Origin of the sequence: Nonomuraea glycinis (assembly GCF_035920485.1) — a bacterium.
GTDB lineage: Bacteria > Actinomycetota > Actinomycetes > Streptosporangiales > Streptosporangiaceae > Nonomuraea > Nonomuraea glycinis.
In genome coordinates, this window is record NZ_CP109166.1 from 5,777,743 (window position 1) to 5,794,767 (window position 17,025).

Sequence of the window (17,025 nt, forward strand, 5' to 3'; positions counted from 1 at the left end):
TCATGCAGTCCTGTGTATATACTTCTGATCGTGTCCAAGGTACTTACCTCTCTGCCTGTCGGCGAGCGTGTCGGGATCGCCTTCTCCGGCGGCCTCGACACCTCCGTAGCGGTCGCGTGGATGCGCGAGAAGGGCGCGGTTCCGTGCACCTACACCGCTGACATCGGCCAGTACGACGAGCCCGACATCGCCTCGGTCCCCGGCCGGGCCACCGCCTACGGCGCGGAGGTCGCCCGGCTGGTCGACTGCCGGGCGGCCCTGGTGGAGGAGGGGCTCGCGGCGCTGGCCTGCGGAGCCTTCCACATCCGTTCCGGCGGCCGCACCTACTTCAACACCACCCCGCTCGGCCGGGCCGTCACCGGCACCCTGCTGGTGCGCGCCATGCTCGAGGACGGCGTGCAGATCTGGGGAGACGGCTCCACCTTCAAGGGCAACGACATCGAGCGGTTCTACCGTTACGGCCTGCTCGCCAACCCCTCCCTGCGGATCTACAAGCCGTGGCTCGACGCCGACTTCGTCACCGAGCTCGGTGGCCGTCGGGAGATGTCGGAGTGGCTGCTCGAGCGTGACCTGCCCTACCGCGACAGCACCGAGAAGGCCTACTCCACCGACGCCAACATCTGGGGCGCCACCCATGAGGCCAAGGCCCTGGAGCACCTGGACGCCGGCATCGAGATCGTCAACCCCATCATGGGCGTGCGGTTCTGGGACCCGGACGTCGAGATCGCCGCCGAGGACGTCACCGTCGGCTTCGAGCAGGGCCGGCCGGTGACCATCAACGGCAAGGAGTTCGCCTCCGACGTCGACCTGGTGCTGGAGGCCAACGCCATCGGCGGCCGGCACGGCATGGGCATGTCCGACCAGATCGAGAACCGCATCATCGAGGCCAAGAGCCGGGGCATCTACGAGGCGCCGGGCATGGCACTGCTGCACGCCGCCTACGAGCGGCTGGTCAACGCGATCCACAACGAGGACACCCTCGCCGGCTACCACAACGACGGGCGGCGGCTGGGCCGGCTGCTCTACGAAGGCCGCTGGCTGGACCCGCAGGCGCTGATGGTCCGCGAGGCGCTGCAGCGCTGGGTCGGGACGGCGATCACCGGTGAGGTGACGTTGCGGCTGCGGCGCGGCGAGGACTACTCCATCCTGGAGACCTCCGGCACGGCGTTCAGCTACCACCCGGACAAGCTGTCCATGGAGCGCACCGAGGACTCCGCCTTCGGGCCGGTGGACCGCATCGGCCAGCTGACCATGCGCAACCTGGACATCGCCGACTCCCGCTCCAGGCTGGAGCAGTACGCGAGACTGGGCCTGGTCGGCAGCGCGCACCCGGCGTTGCTCGGTGCCGCGCAGCCCGCCCCGACCGAGCTGATCGGCGAGATGCCCGAGGGCGGCGCCGAGGCGATCGCCTCGCGCGGCGAGGTCCCCGAGGACGAGGTGCTGCTCGACCTCGCGGCGATGGAGTCCGGCACCGACTAGCCGAGCGGGCGGGGGCGGCGTCCTTCGGCCGCGCCCGCCATGGCGAGGTACGGGGACCGGCAGTGAGTGCGTATTTATCCACAATCGAATAGTTGAACCCCTGGCGGTAGGGAGCCGTACCACGGCGAGAGAGAACCGAAGGGGTAATGATGAACATGCGCACCCTCACCGTCCCTGGCCTGGCCGCCGCCGCAGCACTGCTCGCCACCTCGCTCAGCCCGATCTCGGTGCAGGCCAGCACGCCCATCTACCTGGCCGCACAACTCAACGGCGAGAACGAGATATCCCCCCAAGGAGCCAAGGCGGGCGATCTGGACGGCAGCGCGCTGGCCGTGTTCCGCATCCATGGTCACCGGGTGGACTACGCCGTCCGGTGGGCCAAGGTCGCCGCGCCCAGCGGGTTCCACATCCACCGGGGCCGATCGAACGAGAACGGCGACGTCAAGGTCCCGTTCTTCGGCGAGGAGTTGCCCAACTCGCTGCACGCCGTCAAGGGCACCGTCCTGGTCAAGGACCTCGGCCTGCTCCGCCGGATCGTCACCAACCCCGGCAACTGGTACGCCAACCTGCACAACGCCGAGCACGTCCCCGGCGCCGTACGGGCCCAGCTGCACCGGGTCCGTCCGGTGGACCTGAACTCGGTGCTGTCCCACGGCTTCGGCACCACCCTCACCACCCAGGCCGACGGGCGGCAGGAAGTGCCCGCGCCCGGTATGAAGGTCGGCGACCACAACGGCCGCGCCGCCTGGCTGGTGCAGCCGGAGGGCGGCCGGATGTGGTTCGCCACCGCCTGGAAGGGCGTCAGCCGGCCAGTCGCCGCGCACATCCACCGGGCCCGCAAGGGCAAGAACGGACCGGTCGTGGTGCCCTTCTTCACCGCGAAGAAGGGCCTGCCGCCCAGCGTCAACGGCCTGGCCGGCAGCGTGGTCACCCCAGACCCGGTGGCCCGCCGCATCTGGAACAACCCGAAGAACTGGTACGTGAACCTGCACACCGCCCAGTTCCCTGGCGGCGCGGTCCGCGGCCAGCTCTACAAGGGCGACTGGTAAGGCCGCCCGCCGACCCGGGCAACGCGCCGTACGAACCCGCGCTCGTACGGCGCGTCTCTGCACAGGTACGTGACCGGCGGCTTCGCAGGCGCGTGACCGGCGGCTCGCCCGCCTCCAGGTACGTGACCAGCCGGTAGGGCGGGGTCCAGGCGTCGCCGGTGGGCAGCGTCCAGAAGCCGGTGGGCCGGGCGGCGGCGGGCCGGTCGGCGGGCGCCGGCAGGAGGTGCCCGCTCCAGCCGTGCAGCACTCTGCCCGCCTTGACCAGCTCGGCCACGGGACGGAACCCGTTTCGCAGACCGAGCGCTTCGGCTGGCCACCGGCGCACCGTCCCCAGTAGGGCGCCGCCACCGCCACCGCCACCGCCACCGCCACCGCCACCGCCACCGCCACCGCCACCGCCACCGCCACGAGCGTCTCGGCGAGCTGTGGCGCGTCCGCGCTGTCGGCGTCGGCGGTGAGCAGCCAGCCCATGACCCGCCCGGACGTGCGGCTCAGGCCGAGCCGCTCGTAGAAGAGCTCGGCGTCCTCCCGACGAAGCGATCGATGCTCATACGGCGAAGCTCTCCCACCGTTCGGATTGATCCGAACGAATGAATAGCGCACATCTCTTATTTCAGCTAGGTACGGTAAGAGTATGGCGGGTCTCGAACGCATAACGCAGCCCACGCTGGACGTGCTCGAGGTGTTGGTGTGTGCCTTCGAGGAGGAGGCGCGGGTGCACGGCTGGGCGATCATGAAACTGACGGGGCGGGCCGGGCCGACCGTCTACAAGGTGCTCGACCGGCTGGAGAAGGCCGGGTGGATCACCGGCGAGTGGGAGCAGCTCGCCCCCACACAGGCCGGGCCCCGGCGCCGCTTCTACCGGCTGACCGGTGAGGGTGCTCCGGCGGCTCAGGCCCTTCTGGCGCAACGCCGGCCCGCCGCGGTCAAGGCGCGCCCCGCACTCGGCTTCGGCCGGTTGCCGCGTGAGGCCCGATGAACGGCTGGGAGATCGTCCTCGGCGTCGTCGCGGGCCTGGTCGTCAATGAGATGACCGAGATGTCTCCCTGGCTGGCCCGCAGGCTCGTCACCTGGTCCGCGCATCACCAGTACGAGGACCCGGAGCGAGCGGCCCTGCGCGCCGAGGAGCTCACCGCGCTGATCGACCACCGGCCCGGCAAGCTCTTCAAGCTGGTCACCGGCATGTCCTTCGCGGCCTCGGCCGTCGTCGCGGTGGCCGCTCGGCGTACGAACCGGTCGGCCGCGCCGACGATGCCGTGGCAGGCCGGGCTCTACCTGGCCGCCGTCCTGGTGAGCTCCGGCGTGCTCGTCGGCCACATCGTGCTGTCCGGTCTCGCGTTCGTGACCGGCAGCTGGGGCCTGCTGCTGGTCCTCGGACTGCTCTTCGTCGTGTGCGACTCGATCCCGACCTGGTTCAGGACGCGGGAGTTCCTGGCCTCCCTGAGCTTCCTGGCCGTGCTGATCACCGTGACCCTCATGGGTCCCGAGGGCGCCGCCCTGGTCGGACTGGCCGGCGCGCTGAAGGTCCGGCACGGCCACCCGCTGCGGAAACGCCTGTTCAACGGGGCCCAGTTCGCCATCGGGGGCTATGCGGCGGGCTGGGCGTATCGAGCGCTCGGCGGCGGCGCCGGTATGCCACGGCTCAATGATCTGTACGGCTTCGTCACGCCTTACGCCGTGGCCACAGCGGTCTTCGTCGGGGTCAACCTGATGCTCACCCTGGCGATGATCAGGCTGGCCTCCGGGCCGGGCGTGCTGACCACGGCACAGCTCGGCGGCCTGTCCCGGTTCGCCGTCGCCTACCTGGGCTCCGGAGTCCTCGGGCTGGTCACCGCCGGCCTGTGGGCGACCTTCGGTCCCTACTGTCTGGTGCTGCTCCTGGCACCGGCCATGGTGGTCCCTCTCGTCCATCGGCCGGCCCGGCGCGTCGGCTCCGAGGGCTGAGGGGGGCGGCCGCGAAACTGCCCCAAACGCGGGTTGCGCTTGAACGGGGCATTACGTCATCCCGGGTAACAAGACAGCAGGTCAGCGCCAGCCGGAAACTGACGGCGGTGACCGGGGCGACCGCTCGCTTATCGGGGGGTTGGCGAGCGGGCGCCAGATGTTGATGGCGGGCCGGGTGGCATGAGGCCGCCCGGCCCTACGGGTGTCCGGGCCTGAGTCAGCGCTCCGCGGGCGGCATGCGCAGCACGAAACGCGCGCCGCGGTCGGAGGGCTCGATGGTGAGCGTGCCGCCGTGGCTCTCCGCGATCTCGCGGGCGATGGTGAGGCCGAGCCCGGTGCCCCCGGCGTCGATGTTGCGTGAGGCGTCCAGGCGGGTGAAGCGCTGGAACACCGTTTCCCACTGGTCGGGCGCGATGCCGGCGCCGTCGTCGAGAACCTCCAGCACCGCCCGGTCATCCTGCTGCCGCACGGTCACCGTGATCTGCGACTCGGCGTGCCGCTCGGCGTTGTCCAACAGGTTCGTCACGAGCCTGGCCAGGCGTAGCCGGTCGCCCGTGACGATCACCCCTATCTGCACCCTGGTGACGATGCGCTTCGTGCTGGGCCGGCGGGTCTCGGTGGCGACCAGCTCACCCAGGTTCACGGGCTCATGGACGGCCGGGGCCCCCATGTCCAGTTTGGTCAGCGTGAGCAGGTCGGTGACGATGGCCTGGAGCCGGTCCAGGCTGGCCATCAGCGCGGCGGCGGTCGCCGGCCAGTCGGCCTGCTCGGGGTGGAGCATGGCCTCCTCGACCTGGGTGCGCATCGCCGTGATGGGGCTGCGCAGGTCGTGCGAGGCGTCCCCGGCGAACCTGCGCTGCTGCTCCATCGCCGCATCCTGCTTCGCCATCGCGGTTTCCAGCCGCTCCAGCGTCTGGTTGGCGGTCTCGGCCAGGGTCCTGATCTCGTCGTCCAGGTCCTCCGGCACGGCCATGCGCATCCCGCCGCCGTCCGCGGTGATCTCGGCCAGGTGCCTGGTGATGCTGTTGACGGGCGCGAGGGTCTGGGCCACCACACGCGAGACCCCGAACCAGGTCAGCATGATCAGAGCCGTCGTCGTGCCGAGCAGGAACGCCAGCACCTCGGGGCTGACGTACCAGGGCACGTTCTGGGCGAGGGCGTAGATGAGCCAGGTGCCGTCGGGCTGGTACACGCTCATGACGATCACGACGTGGCACTCGGGCAGCCCCGGCAGATCGCAGAGCTCGGCGACGCCGTTGGCCTGGCCAGGAAGGGGGATCGCCGTGGTCAGCCGGGGGAGGCCGCTGAGGTTGGGCGTCGCGGCGGTCACCCGCCCGGCCGGGTCCACCACCTGGACGCCGTCGAGGTCGCGAACGTCCAGCTCTTCGGTCAACTGGCCGCGCCTGATCGTGAGGAGCACCGGCACGGCTTTGCCGAACACCTCGTGAGCCCGGGCGTCGATGGCCTGGTCGCGCAGGCTGATCAGCGCGATGGTGTTGACCACGAGGGCCAGCAGAAGCATGGCGATGCTGGCGAACAGTGCCAGCCGCACCCGCAGCGACCGGCCCACCCGTCTGTTCATGCACACCCCGGAGTTCAGAAGATCACGCCGGGATGCGTTCACCATAATTACGGGAGGTTCCCGTCCGAATCGTCCTATGGCCGGGTTGTGGCGCGGTGGCCGGGCCGCCGCGCCACGGGGTTCGCGGAGGTCAGCCCGCGCTGCAGGAGACCGTCGGCCAGGTCCAGTTGCCGTTGTGCTCGATCGTCACGCCCCAGTTGTTGCCGCTGCCGTTGGGTCTGGCGGTCAGCACCTGGGCGCTGGGGTAACTGGCGCTGATGTTCCACGTGGACAGGATGCGTGCCGGGGACGGCACGTTCATCGTCACGGTCCAGTTGCTCGAACCGCTGACCGCGACGTTCAGGTTGTACCGGTCGCTCCACTGCGACCCTGCGGACAGCGAGGCGCTGCAGCCGCCGCCGGGGTTGCCGGGGTTGCCGGGGTTGCCGCCGGAGGAGCCGCCCAGCGTGATGTTGGAGTTTCCGCTGCTCTGGTAGCCCTCGGTGGCGAGGATCATGTAGTCATGGTTGCCCAGATTCATGCCGTTTCTGGCCCAGGCGTCGAAGTGGTTGCCGGAGGTGATCGTTCCGCCCGTTTTCTTTGACTGACGGACGCTCCAGAACTGGGGGAAGGTCCGGGTGCCCTCGATGGAGGGGGCGTTGTAGCGCATCGTCTGGTAGATGTCGTACGTCCCGCCGTCGCTGGTCACCGTGCCCTTGTACGTCCCGGTCGGTCGAAAGGTGCCCCAGTTGTCGACGATGTAGTACTCCACCAGCGGGTTTCGCGTCCACCCATAGAGGGTCAGGTACGCGTTGCCGGACGGGTTGAAGCTGCCCGAATAGCTCACCGACCTGCGCCCGCCGGTGCTCCAGCCTTTTCCGGCGACGAAGTTCCCGGTGTTGCTCCATGAGGTGCTGTAGTTGCCGCCGGAGCCCAGCTCCATGGAGACCGTGCCCTGGCTGTCGGTCCAGAAGGAATAGAAGTAGCCGTTGTTGGTGCCGGTCTGGTTGGTGGTGATGGCCGCGTGGGCGATGCCGGGCAGCATCGCGATGGCCACGGCCAGCACCACGGCGCAGGCACGGGCGATGAACAGCCTCGTGCGGCCGCGTCTGCGGCTTCTCGGGTGGGCGGGGTTCATGTGCGTGCTTCCTCCTTGTTGAAGGCTGGCGGGCCAGGAAGCGTGATACGACCCGGATCGACAGTGGTGGGGCTGCCGATGGCGTCAGTGTTCGTCCGGCTTGACAGGCTGTCAACGACGTCGGCGCCCACACGAAGATCTTCTGTTTCACGGACTTTCGAAGACATCATTCTTCCTGGTCAGTGCCGTTTCGCAGTCGATCTAGCCAGGGTCTGCAAGTGAAACTTTCAGGTGTTATCCGAAACATTCGATGATCGCCGTACGGGCGTCGGCTTGTGCTGTGTTGACATTATGCAGGTGAATACCTGCATGATGTGGTTGTGGCCACAGATACGGACAAGGTCTTCAAGGCGCTGGCCGACCAGACCCGGCGCTATCTCCTGGACCGGTTGCACGAGCGGAACGGGCAGACGCTGGGTGAGCTGTGCGCGCATCTGGACATGGCGCGTCAGTCGGTGACCCAGCATGTGGCCGTCCTGGAGGCCGCCAACCTGATCAGCTCGGTCCGGCGGGGACGGGAGAAGCTGCACTACCTCAACCCCGTCCCCCTTCACGAGATCCAGGAACGCTGGATCGACAAGTTCGAGACCCCGCGCCTCCGGGCGCTGAGCGACCTGAAGCGACGAGCAGAGGAGCCCGACATGGCCGACAGGCCGACTTTCGTGTACGTCACCTACATCGAGAGCACGCCGGAGAAGGTCTGGCACGCGCTGACCGACGCCGACCTCTCCGCCGAGTATTGGGGCCACAGCAACGTCTCGGACTGGCAGACCGGCTCCACCTGGGAGCACCGGCGTACCGACGGCTCGGGGGTCGCCGACGTCGTCGGCACGGTCCTGGAGACCGTGCCGCCCAAGCGCCTGGTGATCACCTTCGGCGAGCCGTCCCAGGTCACCTTCGACATCGAGCCCTACGGCCAGATCGTCCGGCTGACCGTCACCCACGAGAACCTCGCCACCCAGGCCGACTACGACGCGATCTCCGCTGGATGGCCGGCCGTCCTGGCCAACCTCAAGTCCCTCCTGGAGACCGGCCACGTCCTCCCGCAGGCGCCGTGGGAGATGCACGAGGAGCTCCGGACCGCCCAGATGGCGGCCAACGACCCTCGGTGATCTCCTAGCCGTACGCGATGCCGGTTGAACGCCGTCGGCGAGCTGGTCGGCGAGGGCGACTTGACCAGGGGTGGCGCTTTCCGCGCCACCCCTTCGGCGGCTCCGGTCGCTCAGGCGAAGGAGATCCGGCCGGATCCGGTCAGCTGGGTGAAGCCGGAGGGCTCGGTGCACTGCCGCAGGTCGGACGTCATGGTCCCGGTCCCCTCGAAGTGACGGCCGTTGAGCCGGCCGGAGACGACGTCGCCCTGCAGCAGGTTGTCGGCCGGGGTGGCGCTGCCCGGGTGCTTGGCGGAGAGTTTGGAGGTGCCGGTCACCTTGCCCTGTGCGTCGCGCCAGGTGACGGTGCCGCTGCCGCTCAGGTCGGCGACGCCCCGGCAGCTGGCCACGGCCGTGCCGCTGACCTCCATCCGGCCCGAGGCGATGTCGGTGATGGCCCCGCTCGGCGAGGTGCAGTTCTCGAAAAGGATGACTCCCTGTCCCTTGGTCGGCTGCGGGGCCGCGTCGCGCAGCGGCGGGGTGAAGGTGATGGGGTAGTTGGGCGCGGTGCGCGCGGCGCAGGTCAACCTGGCCGGCGCCAGGGCCGACGCCGGCGCGTGAGCCGAAGCCGGCGCGTGAGCCGAAGCCGGCGCGTGAGCCGAAGCCGGAGCAGAGGCCGGGGGCAGGGCTGAGGCGGAGGTCGGGGCCAGGGCTGAGGCGGTGAACGCCGTCGTGGCCGGCGTGGCCTGGGCGGAGCCCGTGGTGGCCAGGAACGGCACCGCGAGGGCGGCGGTCGCGGCGGCGAAGGCGATCCCACGGGTGCGGCTGAGGCAGGACTGGCGAATCATGGAGCCCTCCGAATGATGGTTACGATGGGTCATCGTTTAGCGACTCTTTGTAACACGATTGCCTGACCCTTGAATAGGAGGCGGACGCAGTGACGCTGTCCCCGCGCACGTCGACCGGCGAGCTGCGGCCACTTCCCGGCGGGGGTCGCCGCTCCCTCTGGCGGCGCCTCGGCGACCTGGCCGCGCGCCGTCATCGGGCGGTCCTCGCCGCGTGGCTGGCGGTGGCGGCCCTGTCGGCCATCCTGATCCCCGGCCTGGTCGAGCGCGCCATCGCGCCCGTCGTACGGGTCGAGGGGTCCACCTCACTCGCGGGGGCGCGGCTGGTGGAGCGGGGGTTCCCGCAGCTGGGCGCCGAGCAGCTGATGATGATCTTCGCGTCGGCGACGCTCTCCGACGCCGACGAGCCCTACCAGCGCGCACTCCACGACGCCGTACGGGCCGCGACCGCCCTGCCCCAGGTGGGCGGCGTGCAGCTGCTGCCCGTCCTGCCGGGACAGGACCGGCGGCACGCGTACGCGATCGTGGGGGTCAACGGCGACCAGCGGGCCCGCCAGGCGGCGCTGCCGGTGCTGCTCAGCGCGACCAAGCAGGCCGCGGGCCGGGCGTCAGGCTCGCGCGTGGACGTTCACCTGGTCGGTGAGAGCGCCCTGCTGGCCGAGGAGAAGCGCACCGATCTGGCCGACCTGCGCCGCGCCGAGCTGCTGGCCGTCCCCCTGTCCCTGCTGGTGCTGCTGGTCGGGCTCAGGTCGGTGGGCGCCGCCCTGGCCGTCATGGGCGTGGCCGGGGTCGTCACCGTGACCACCCTCGGTGTGCTGGGGCTGGCGAGCCTGCTCGGTACGTCGGCCGACACGTTCATGCTGGCCGTGGCGGCCACCGTCGGGCTGGCGCTCGGCCTGGACTACGCCCTGCTGACCCTCTTCCGCTACCGCCACTCCCGGACCGCCGGGCATGCTCCGCACCAGGCCGCCGCCATCGCCGTGAGCACGGCCGGACGCACCGCGACCTGGTGCGCCGTGGGCGTCGCGTTGACGGCGACGACCCTGCTGGTGGTGCGTACCCCCATGATCCGCGCCATGGGGGCGGCGGCGAGCCTGTCGGCCGTGGTCGCCGCGGCGGCAGCCGTCACGCTGCTCCCCGCCGTCCTCGTGGCCGCCGACCGCTGGCTCCTTCACCGCGGCTCCCACACCCGGGCCCGGCGCGCCGGCGGGGCCGGGTCGGAATCGCGCGCACAACGGAGGGCTCGGCGCGCCGGCGGGGCCGGGTCGGGGTCCTGCATACGACGGTGGGTTCGGATCGTCGGCTGGGGTCGGGGCTCTCGCGGGCGACGGCGGGGTCGGCGGGATGGGTGGGGGTGGTGGGCGCGGCATCTCATGCGCCATCCCGTGGCCTACACGCTGGCCTGTGCCGGGGTGTTGCTCGTCGCGGCCGCGCCGGTGACCGAGTTGCGGCTGGGCTTCGATCTGGACCGTGACTCGATCGCCGGGGCCGACTTCGGGCGCGGGCTGGCGTACATGGAGGCGGACCAGATCTCCTCGGCCCTGGGCGTGGTGCTGCCGCATCCGGCGGGCACGCCGCCGGTCGACACCGCCGCCCTGGTCGCCACCCTCGAACGGGACGCCAAGGTGGCTTTCACGACCTCGGTCGACAACGGCAGGGATCTGACCATCGTCGTCGTCATCATCCGTACGCACCTCGACGAACCCACCACCACCGCGCTGGCCAGGCAGATCACCCGGCAGTTCGTTCCCGCCACGCTGCCCCCGGGCCAGGAGGCCCTGGTGACCGGGCCGAACGTGATCTTCTCCGACCTCATGGACGAGACCACCACCCAGCTGAGCACGGTGGTCCTGCTGGTGCTGGGCTGCTCGATGGTCTTCCTCCTGGTGACCTTCCGCAGCATCCTGCTGCCGATCAAGGCCGTGCTGATGAACCTGCTGGCCGTCACCGCCGCGTTCGGCCTGCTGACCCTGGCCACCCGTCACCTGCCGCACCTGGTCGGCAGCCAGGTCAACACCCTCATCCCGCTCTTGGCCTTCACTCTGGTGTTCGGCCTGTCGATCGACTACGAGATCTTCCTCATCCACCGCATCGGCGAGCACTACCACGCCATCGGGGACAACACCGCCGCCGTCGTCCACGGCCTGCGGCACACCGCCCGCCCCATCACCATGGCCGCCGCCGTCATGGTCGTCACCTTCGCCGCATTGCTCACCGCGCACCGCTATCACCTGGTCCAGCTCGGCCTCGCCGTCGCCGTCGCGATCACCCTGGACGCGACGGTCATCAGACTGGCTCTCGTCCCGGCCCTGATGCGCATCCTCGGCACCCGCAACTGGTGGCTCCCCACACCTCTGGCCCGCCTGCTGAAGGGTCATCCGTCCAGCCGGCGTCAGGCGGTGTAGAGACCGAAGGCACGGCAGCCCACAGCTGGGCGCGCAGCGGGAACGGGCCGTCGCGTGCTGCCCGGACCCGGCGCGCGCCCATGGCCGTGCTCTTCGACGTACGCCTATGCCGAGCTATCGGTCAGCGTTCGACCTCGACGTGGTAGCGGCCGTCGGCGTCGCGGTGGGCGCCGTGGATGTCGGTGGCCAGGTCGGGGAAGGAGCGGTCGAAGTCCTCCAGCGCGTGCAGGTACGCCATCAGCGGGCCGTCGGCGGGACCCGTCGCCTCGCCCGGCATCAGCATGGGGATGCCCGGCGGGGTGACGACGACGGTGGCGGCGGAGACGCGGCCGGGCAGGTCACAGAGCGGGACGCGTTCGGTGCGGGAGCGGATCAGGGCCTGGTAGGTGTCGGCGGGGGTGCGTACGGGCTGGGGCAGCGTGGTGAAGATCTCGTCGAGGAGCGCGCCGAGGCCGAGGGCGTGCAGCTTGTCGTGCACGTCGGTGCAGAAGCGGCGCAGGGTGGTGGCCGGCGGCCCGAAGCCCGGCAGCACCTCGGCCAGGGGCAGGTCGTCGTCGTAGGCACGCTTGAAGTCGGTGAGCGCGTCGATCAGCGTGCCCCACTTGCCCTTGGTGATGCCCATGGAGAACAGCACCAGCAGCGTGTGGTCGCCGGTCTTCTCCACGGCGATGCCGCGCTGCCGCAGGTAGGTGGCGACGACCCGGGCGGGGATGCCCCAGTCGAGCGTGCCCGTGGCGGCGTCGGCGCCGGGGCAGGTGATCGTCACCTTGATGGGGTCGAGCAGGCAGTAGCCGTCGGTCAGGCCCTGGAAGCCGTGCCAGGCGGCGCCGGGCTCCAGCGTCCAGCAGGCCGGGTCGGTGCTCAGGAGCTCGGGGTCGGCGTCGGCGAAGGTGACGGGCAGGCCGGTGGCGGGGTCCGTGACGTGCGTGGGCTGCCAGACGCCGAAGTACCAGTCCGGCCGCCGGTCGTCCTCCCGGATGCGGGCGGCCAGCCTGACCATGGCCTGGCGGAAGCGTACGGCCTCGATGATGGCCTCGCCCGTGAGGTACGGCCCGGACGGGCCGTCCATCATCCCGGCCGCCACGTCGAGCGAGGCGATCATCGGGTAGAGCGGCGAGGTGGAGCAGTGCATCAGGTAGGTCTCGTTGAGCCGCTCGTAGTCCACCGGGGCGCGCTCGGCCGGCCGGACGTGCAGCATCGCCGACTGCGACAACGCCGCCAGGAGCTTGTGCGTGGACTGGGTGGTGAACACGGTGGGACGCTGCGGCCCCGGCAGCGTCCGCTCGTCCACGGCCATGCCGTAGCGGCGGGTGTAGAGCGGGTTGAAGCGGGCGTAGGCGAACCACGCCTCGTCGAAGTGCACCCGGGGGACGCTCTCGCTCAGCAGCTCGGCGACGCGTACGGCGTCGTAGCAGAGTCCGTCGTAGGTGGAGTTGGTGATCACGGCGTAGGCCGGGCCGGTCCGCGCGAGAGGGTGGCCGGACAGGCGGTCGCGCAGGGTGTCGGCCCGTAGCGCCGCGGGTGGGATGGGGCCGGCCAGGCCGAGGCCGTTGCGTTCGGGCACCAGGTAGACGGGGCGTGCGCCGCTGATGGTCAGCGCGTGCTGGAGCGACTTGTGGCAGTTGCGATCCACCAGGGCGGTCTCGTCGCGGGCGATCGCGTGGTGGCCGACGATGCGGTTGGCGGTGGCGTTGCCGTTCATCACGAAGAAGGTGCGGTCGGCGCCGAAGACGCGCGCGGCGTTGCGCTCGGCCTCGCCGATCGGGCCGGTGTGGTCCAGGGGCGAGCCCAGCTCGGGGACGGAGATGGACAGGTCGGTGCGGAGCAGGCGCTCGCCGTAGAAGTCGAAGAACGCCCGCCCGACCGGCGACTTCAGGAACGCGACGCCGCCGGCGTGCGCGGGGGTGTGCCAGGAGTATTGGTGGTGGTCCTGCAGCTTGCGCAGCGCGCGGAAGAACGGCGGCAGGATGCGCTCGGTGTATTCCTCGGTGGCGTGCGCGATGCGGCCGGCGATGAAGTCAGGGGTGTCCTCCAGGGGGAACACATAGCCCTGGATGACTTCGTACACCCACAGGGGGAGCTCCTGCTCGGTGGTCATGAGGAAGACCGGCAGGCCGCGGAAGCGCCGCGTGACGGCCCTCAGCACCTGCTCGGCACCCGGCGCGTCCCAGTCGGCCAGCATCCCGGCCAGTGAGGCGTCCGAGCCGATCACCGCCAGCGCGTCCTGCGTGCGGTGCGTCCAGCGCAGCTGGACGTCGAGGTCGTCCATGGCCGCGCGGACCCGGCGGACCTGCTCGGCGAGCGCCGTGTCGGCGTCGGGGCGTTCCGCGATCGCGGCGAGAACCGTTCGTTCCATGCGAACTCCATGACCGGGGGATTGATATTCTTTACCTTACCCTCAGTCATTGAACAGTCGCGGAAAGTGTTCGACTCAGCTGTTGGGCGGTGCCGTGCTGGCGCGGGTCACCAGGCGGGTGGGGACCAGGTCGGTGCCGGGGGCGCCGGAGCCGCCCTCGCGGATCTGCCGGAGCGCGCCCTCGACGCAGCGGCGGCCGACCTCGGCGAAGTCCTGGTGGACGGTCGTCAGCGGGGGGACGAAGCAGGCGGCGTCGGGGATGTCGTCGAAGCCGACGACGCTGATCTCGGCCGGCACCGCTCGGCCCCGCTCGTGGAAGGCGCGGAGCAGGCCGAGGGCCATCTGGTCGTTGGCGGCGAACACCGCGGTGCAGTCGGGCCGGTCGGCGAGGGCCAGCCCGGCGGCGTAGCCCGACTCGGCGGACCAGTCGCCGTGCAGCGGCGGGGGGACCGGCCGGCCGTCCCGCTCCAGCTCCAGGCGCCAGGCCTGGGCGCGGCGCTGACTGGCGAAGGAGGTGCGCGGCCCGGTGACGTGCCAGACGGTGCGGTGGCCCAGGTCGAGCAGGTGGCGGACGGCCAGGCGGGTGCCCTCGGCCTGGTCGGTGTCGACGACGCTGTAGCGATCCCCGGCGTCGGAGTCCACCACGACGACGTGGACCCCGGGCGGCAGCGTCACCGTGCCGGCGTCCAGGAGGTGGACCTCCAGGATGACGATGACGGCGTCGACGGCCAGCTCGCCCATCCGGGTGAAGGCGCCCAGCACGTTGTCCTGGGTGGGCACGTCGAGGGGGATCAGGGTGATCGCGTAGCCCTCGGCCGCCGCGTGGGTGGCGATGGCCTCCACGGTGCGGCTGTTGCCGGTCGAGGCCAGGCTGAAGAGGATCACGCCGATGGTGTTGAACCGGCCGTACCGCAGGGCCCGCGCGGCGCTGTTGGGCCGGTAGCCCAGCTCGCGCATGGCGGCGAGCACCTGCTCGCGGGTGGTGCCGATGACGCCGGCATGGCCGTTGGCGACCCTGGAGACCGTCTGGGAGGAGACGCCCGCGAGCTTGGCCACGTCGGCCATGGAGACGCGCTGCTTGCGGCGCCCGCCCGGGATGTCCGAGCCGCCCCGTCGCGCGCCGCCGGTCGACGCCGGGCGGTCCAGATCCATCGTGGTGTCGCTCCTGCCTGCTTCGTTCCCTGTCGTCGCGAATCTTGCGCTGAGCCGTCATCGGCTGTCAACGTGGCGGGCCTCTTGACCTCGGGGTATGACGACTGCCACCATCCGCAGCAGAAGTTTACGTAAACATCCCCGAAATGTTCACGTAAACATTTCGTCGGGATGAGACGGGACGAGAGGAGTGGCCCGGTGGTCGCGGGAAGTCATGCGCATGGGCGGGGCATCAGGGGCCGCTCCTGGCTCGGCTGGCAGTTCGTCGGGCCGTTCATGGTGGTGTTCGCGCTCGTCTTTCTGGCGCCGATCGCCTACTCGATCTACCTGAGCCTCTACCGCACCCGCCTGATCGGCGGGACCGCCTTCGTCGGCATCGAGAACTACACGAAGGTGCTCCAGGACCCGCAGTTCTGGGCCGCGTTCGGCCGGGTGGCGGCCTTCCTCGCCGTCCAGGTGCCGATCATGCTGTTCCTCGCGCTGCTGGTCGCGCTCGCCATCGACAGCGGGCGGCTGTACGGGGCGGCGTTCTTCCGGATCTCGGTGTTCCTGCCCTACGCGGTGCCCGCCGTCGTCGCGACGCTGATGTGGGGCTTCATGTACGGGACGCAGTTCGGTCTCGTCGGCAACATCAACGAGGCGTTCGGCGCCTCGCTGCCCGACCCGCTGTCGCCCGACCTCATCCTCGCCTCCATCGGCAACATCGTGACCTGGGAGTTCGTGGGCTACAACATGCTGATCATCTACTCGGCGCTGCGGGTGGTGAACCCCTCGCTGTACGAGGCCGCCGAGATCGACGGAGCCGGCCAGCTGCGGATCATCTGGGCGATCAAGCTCCCCGCCCTGCGCGGGGCCCTGGTCATCGCCACGATCTTCTCGATCATCGGCAGCTTCCAGCTGTTCAACGAGCCGAGCATCCTCAAGACGGTGGCGCCGAACGCGATCACCACCTACTTCACCCCGAACGTGTACGCCTACTCGCTGTCCTTCGAGGGCCAGCAGTACAACTACTCCGCGACCGTCGCCATCGTCATGGGCGTCATCACGATGGTCATCGCCTACGCGGTCCAGCTGCGCGGCATGCGGAAGGGGAGCTGACCGATGGCCACCCGCCCTCTGGTGATCAAGCACCGCCCGGCGCGCACCCGGCGCAGCGCGACGCTGACCGTCCTGACCGCGCTCATGCTGGTCTACACCCTGCTGCCGCTGGCCTGGCTGGTGATCAACGCCACCAAGACGCAGGAGGGGCTGCTGAACTCCTTCGGCCTGTGGTTCACGGGTGACTTCGCGCTGTTCGACAACATCGCCACGACCTTCGCGTACCAGGACGGGGCCTTCACCCGCTGGCTGCTGAACACCCTGCTGTACGTGGTCGTGGGCGCGGGCGGCGCGACCCTGCTGGCGACGCTCGGCGGGTACGGGCTGGCGAAGTTCGACTTCCCCGGCAAGAAGGCGGTGTTCGCCACCGTGATCGGCGCGGTGGCGGTGCCCGGCACCGCGCTGGCCGTACCGACCTTCCTGATGTTCGCCAGTATGGGGCTGACCAACACCCCGTGGGCGATCATCATCCCCTCGCTGGTCTCCCCGTTCGGGCTCTACCTGATGTGGACCTACTCCGCCGACGCGGTCCCGCAGGAGATCCTGGAGTCGGCGCGGGTGGACGGGTCGGGCGAGTTCCGCACCTTCTTCCGGATCAGCCTGCCCCTGCTCGCGCCCGGCTTCGTCACGGTCCTGCTGTTCAACGTGGTCGCGACCTGGAACAACTTCTTCCTGCCGCTGATCATGCTGAAGAACCCCGACTGGTATCCGCTCACCCTCGGCCTCTACACCTGGAACGAGCAGGCGGCCACCACGGGCGGCGAGGCCGTCTTCAATCTCGTGATCACCGGCTCGCTGCTCACGATCGTCCCGCTCGTCGCGGCGTTCCTGCTGCTCCAGCGTTACTGGCAGTCGGGCCTGGCCGCCGGAAGCGTCAAGGAATGACCCTCCCCGCACAGATCAGACCCGC

13 protein-coding genes are annotated in these 17,025 nt (G+C 70.1%); 8 read left to right on the top strand and 5 right to left on the bottom strand.

From position 1 onward, the window contains the following. Window positions 1-30: 30 nt before the first annotated feature. The 4 genes from argG (at window position 31) to OHA68_RS27175 (ending at window position 4,472) form a co-directional block, all read left to right on the top strand. The gene (gene argG / locus OHA68_RS27160) at window positions 31-1,479 is read left to right on the top strand and encodes an argininosuccinate synthase (RefSeq protein WP_327102776.1); all 1,449 of its coding nucleotides are present in this window, start codon (window positions 31-33) and stop codon (window positions 1,477-1,479) included. A 155-nt stretch (window positions 1,480-1,634) separates the two neighbouring features. Continuing rightward, a complete protein-coding gene (locus tag OHA68_RS27165) occupies window positions 1,635-2,528 on the top strand; it encodes a CHRD domain-containing protein (protein WP_327102777.1) in 894 nt (297 codons plus the stop codon). Window positions 2,529-3,162: 634 nt separating this feature from the next. Then, the gene (locus OHA68_RS27170; RefSeq protein ID WP_327102778.1) at window positions 3,163-3,507 is read left to right on the top strand and encodes a PadR family transcriptional regulator; all 345 of its coding nucleotides are present in this window, start codon (window positions 3,163-3,165) and stop codon (window positions 3,505-3,507) included. Then, a complete protein-coding gene (locus OHA68_RS27175) occupies window positions 3,504-4,472 on the top strand; it encodes a hypothetical protein (RefSeq protein WP_327102779.1) in 969 nt (322 codons plus the stop codon). Before OHA68_RS27170 ends, OHA68_RS27175 begins: the two co-directional genes overlap by 4 nt. Window positions 4,473-4,689: 217 nt before the next feature. On the opposite strand, the gene OHA68_RS27180 is transcribed toward OHA68_RS27175, so the two are convergent. After that, on the bottom strand, window positions 4,690-6,054 hold the full coding sequence (locus tag OHA68_RS27180) for a sensor histidine kinase (protein WP_327102780.1): 1,365 nt from the start codon (window positions 6,052-6,054) through the stop codon (window positions 4,690-4,692). A gap of 130 nt (window positions 6,055-6,184) precedes the next feature. After that, a complete protein-coding gene (locus OHA68_RS27185; protein WP_327102781.1) occupies window positions 6,185-7,171 on the bottom strand; it encodes a glycoside hydrolase family 11 protein in 987 nt (328 codons plus the stop codon). A 320-nt stretch (window positions 7,172-7,491) separates the two neighbouring features. Here OHA68_RS27185 and OHA68_RS27190 point away from each other — a divergent pair, with 320 nt between their 5' ends. Next, on the top strand, window positions 7,492-8,283 hold the full coding sequence (locus tag OHA68_RS27190) for an ArsR/SmtB family transcription factor (protein ID WP_327102782.1): 792 nt from the start codon (window positions 7,492-7,494) through the stop codon (window positions 8,281-8,283). 110 nt (window positions 8,284-8,393) lie between these two features. On the opposite strand, the gene OHA68_RS27195 is transcribed toward OHA68_RS27190, so the two are convergent. Further along, the gene (locus tag OHA68_RS27195; RefSeq protein WP_327102783.1) at window positions 8,394-9,107 is read right to left on the bottom strand and encodes a hypothetical protein; all 714 of its coding nucleotides are present in this window, start codon (window positions 9,105-9,107) and stop codon (window positions 8,394-8,396) included. A gap of 89 nt (window positions 9,108-9,196) precedes the next feature. Between OHA68_RS27195 and OHA68_RS27200 the strand changes: the two genes are divergently transcribed. Next, window positions 9,197-11,509 (top strand): MMPL family transporter, encoded by a 2,313-nt coding sequence (locus tag OHA68_RS27200; RefSeq protein ID WP_327102784.1) that lies wholly within the window; start codon window positions 9,197-9,199, stop codon window positions 11,507-11,509. 121 nt (window positions 11,510-11,630) lie between these two features. Here the strand turns inward: OHA68_RS27200 and OHA68_RS27205 are convergent, their stop codons facing one another. Together OHA68_RS27205 and OHA68_RS27210 are read right to left on the bottom strand one after the other, a co-directional pair. After that, on the bottom strand, window positions 11,631-13,865 hold the full coding sequence (locus OHA68_RS27205) for an Orn/Lys/Arg family decarboxylase (RefSeq protein ID WP_327102785.1): 2,235 nt from the start codon (window positions 13,863-13,865) through the stop codon (window positions 11,631-11,633). A 75-nt stretch (window positions 13,866-13,940) separates the two neighbouring features. Then, window positions 13,941-15,017 carry a LacI family DNA-binding transcriptional regulator gene (locus OHA68_RS27210; RefSeq protein ID WP_327102786.1) on the bottom strand — a complete coding sequence of 359 codons (1,077 nt, stop codon included), beginning with the start codon at window positions 15,015-15,017 and terminating at the stop codon, window positions 13,941-13,943. Between the two features lie 198 nt (window positions 15,018-15,215). Between OHA68_RS27210 and OHA68_RS27215 the strand changes: the two genes are divergently transcribed. Together OHA68_RS27215 and OHA68_RS27220 are read left to right on the top strand one after the other, a co-directional pair. Then, entirely contained in the window at window positions 15,216-16,115 is a 900-nt protein-coding gene (locus OHA68_RS27215; protein ID WP_225277044.1) for a carbohydrate ABC transporter permease, read from the top strand. A 3-nt stretch (window positions 16,116-16,118) separates the two neighbouring features. Beyond that, window positions 16,119-17,000 carry a carbohydrate ABC transporter permease gene (locus tag OHA68_RS27220; protein ID WP_327102787.1) on the top strand — a complete coding sequence of 294 codons (882 nt, stop codon included), beginning with the start codon at window positions 16,119-16,121 and terminating at the stop codon, window positions 16,998-17,000. Window positions 17,001-17,025 lie beyond the last annotated feature (25 nt).

Excerpts from the sequence above, each read along its gene's own strand:
- OHA68_RS27220 (WP_327102787.1), top strand. The coding sequence starts at position 16,119 with ATGGCCACCCGCCCTCTGGTGATCAAGCACCGCCCGGCGCGCACCCGG.
- OHA68_RS27185 (WP_327102781.1), bottom strand. The coding sequence starts at position 7,171 with ATGAACCCCGCCCACCCGAGAAGCCGCAGACGCGGCCGCACGAGGCTG.
- OHA68_RS27170 (WP_327102778.1), top strand. The coding sequence starts at position 3,163 with ATGGCGGGTCTCGAACGCATAACGCAGCCCACGCTGGACGTGCTCGAG.
- OHA68_RS27210 (WP_327102786.1), bottom strand. The coding sequence starts at position 15,017 with ATGGATCTGGACCGCCCGGCGTCGACCGGCGGCGCGCGACGGGGCGGC.
- OHA68_RS27205 (WP_327102785.1), bottom strand. The coding sequence starts at position 13,865 with ATGGAACGAACGGTTCTCGCCGCGATCGCGGAACGCCCCGACGCCGAC.
- OHA68_RS27175 (WP_327102779.1), top strand. The coding sequence starts at position 3,504 with ATGAACGGCTGGGAGATCGTCCTCGGCGTCGTCGCGGGCCTGGTCGTC.
- OHA68_RS27165 (WP_327102777.1), top strand. The coding sequence starts at position 1,635 with ATGCGCACCCTCACCGTCCCTGGCCTGGCCGCCGCCGCAGCACTGCTC.
- OHA68_RS27195 (WP_327102783.1), bottom strand. The coding sequence starts at position 9,107 with ATGATTCGCCAGTCCTGCCTCAGCCGCACCCGTGGGATCGCCTTCGCC.
- OHA68_RS27180 (WP_327102780.1), bottom strand. The coding sequence starts at position 6,054 with ATGAACAGACGGGTGGGCCGGTCGCTGCGGGTGCGGCTGGCACTGTTC.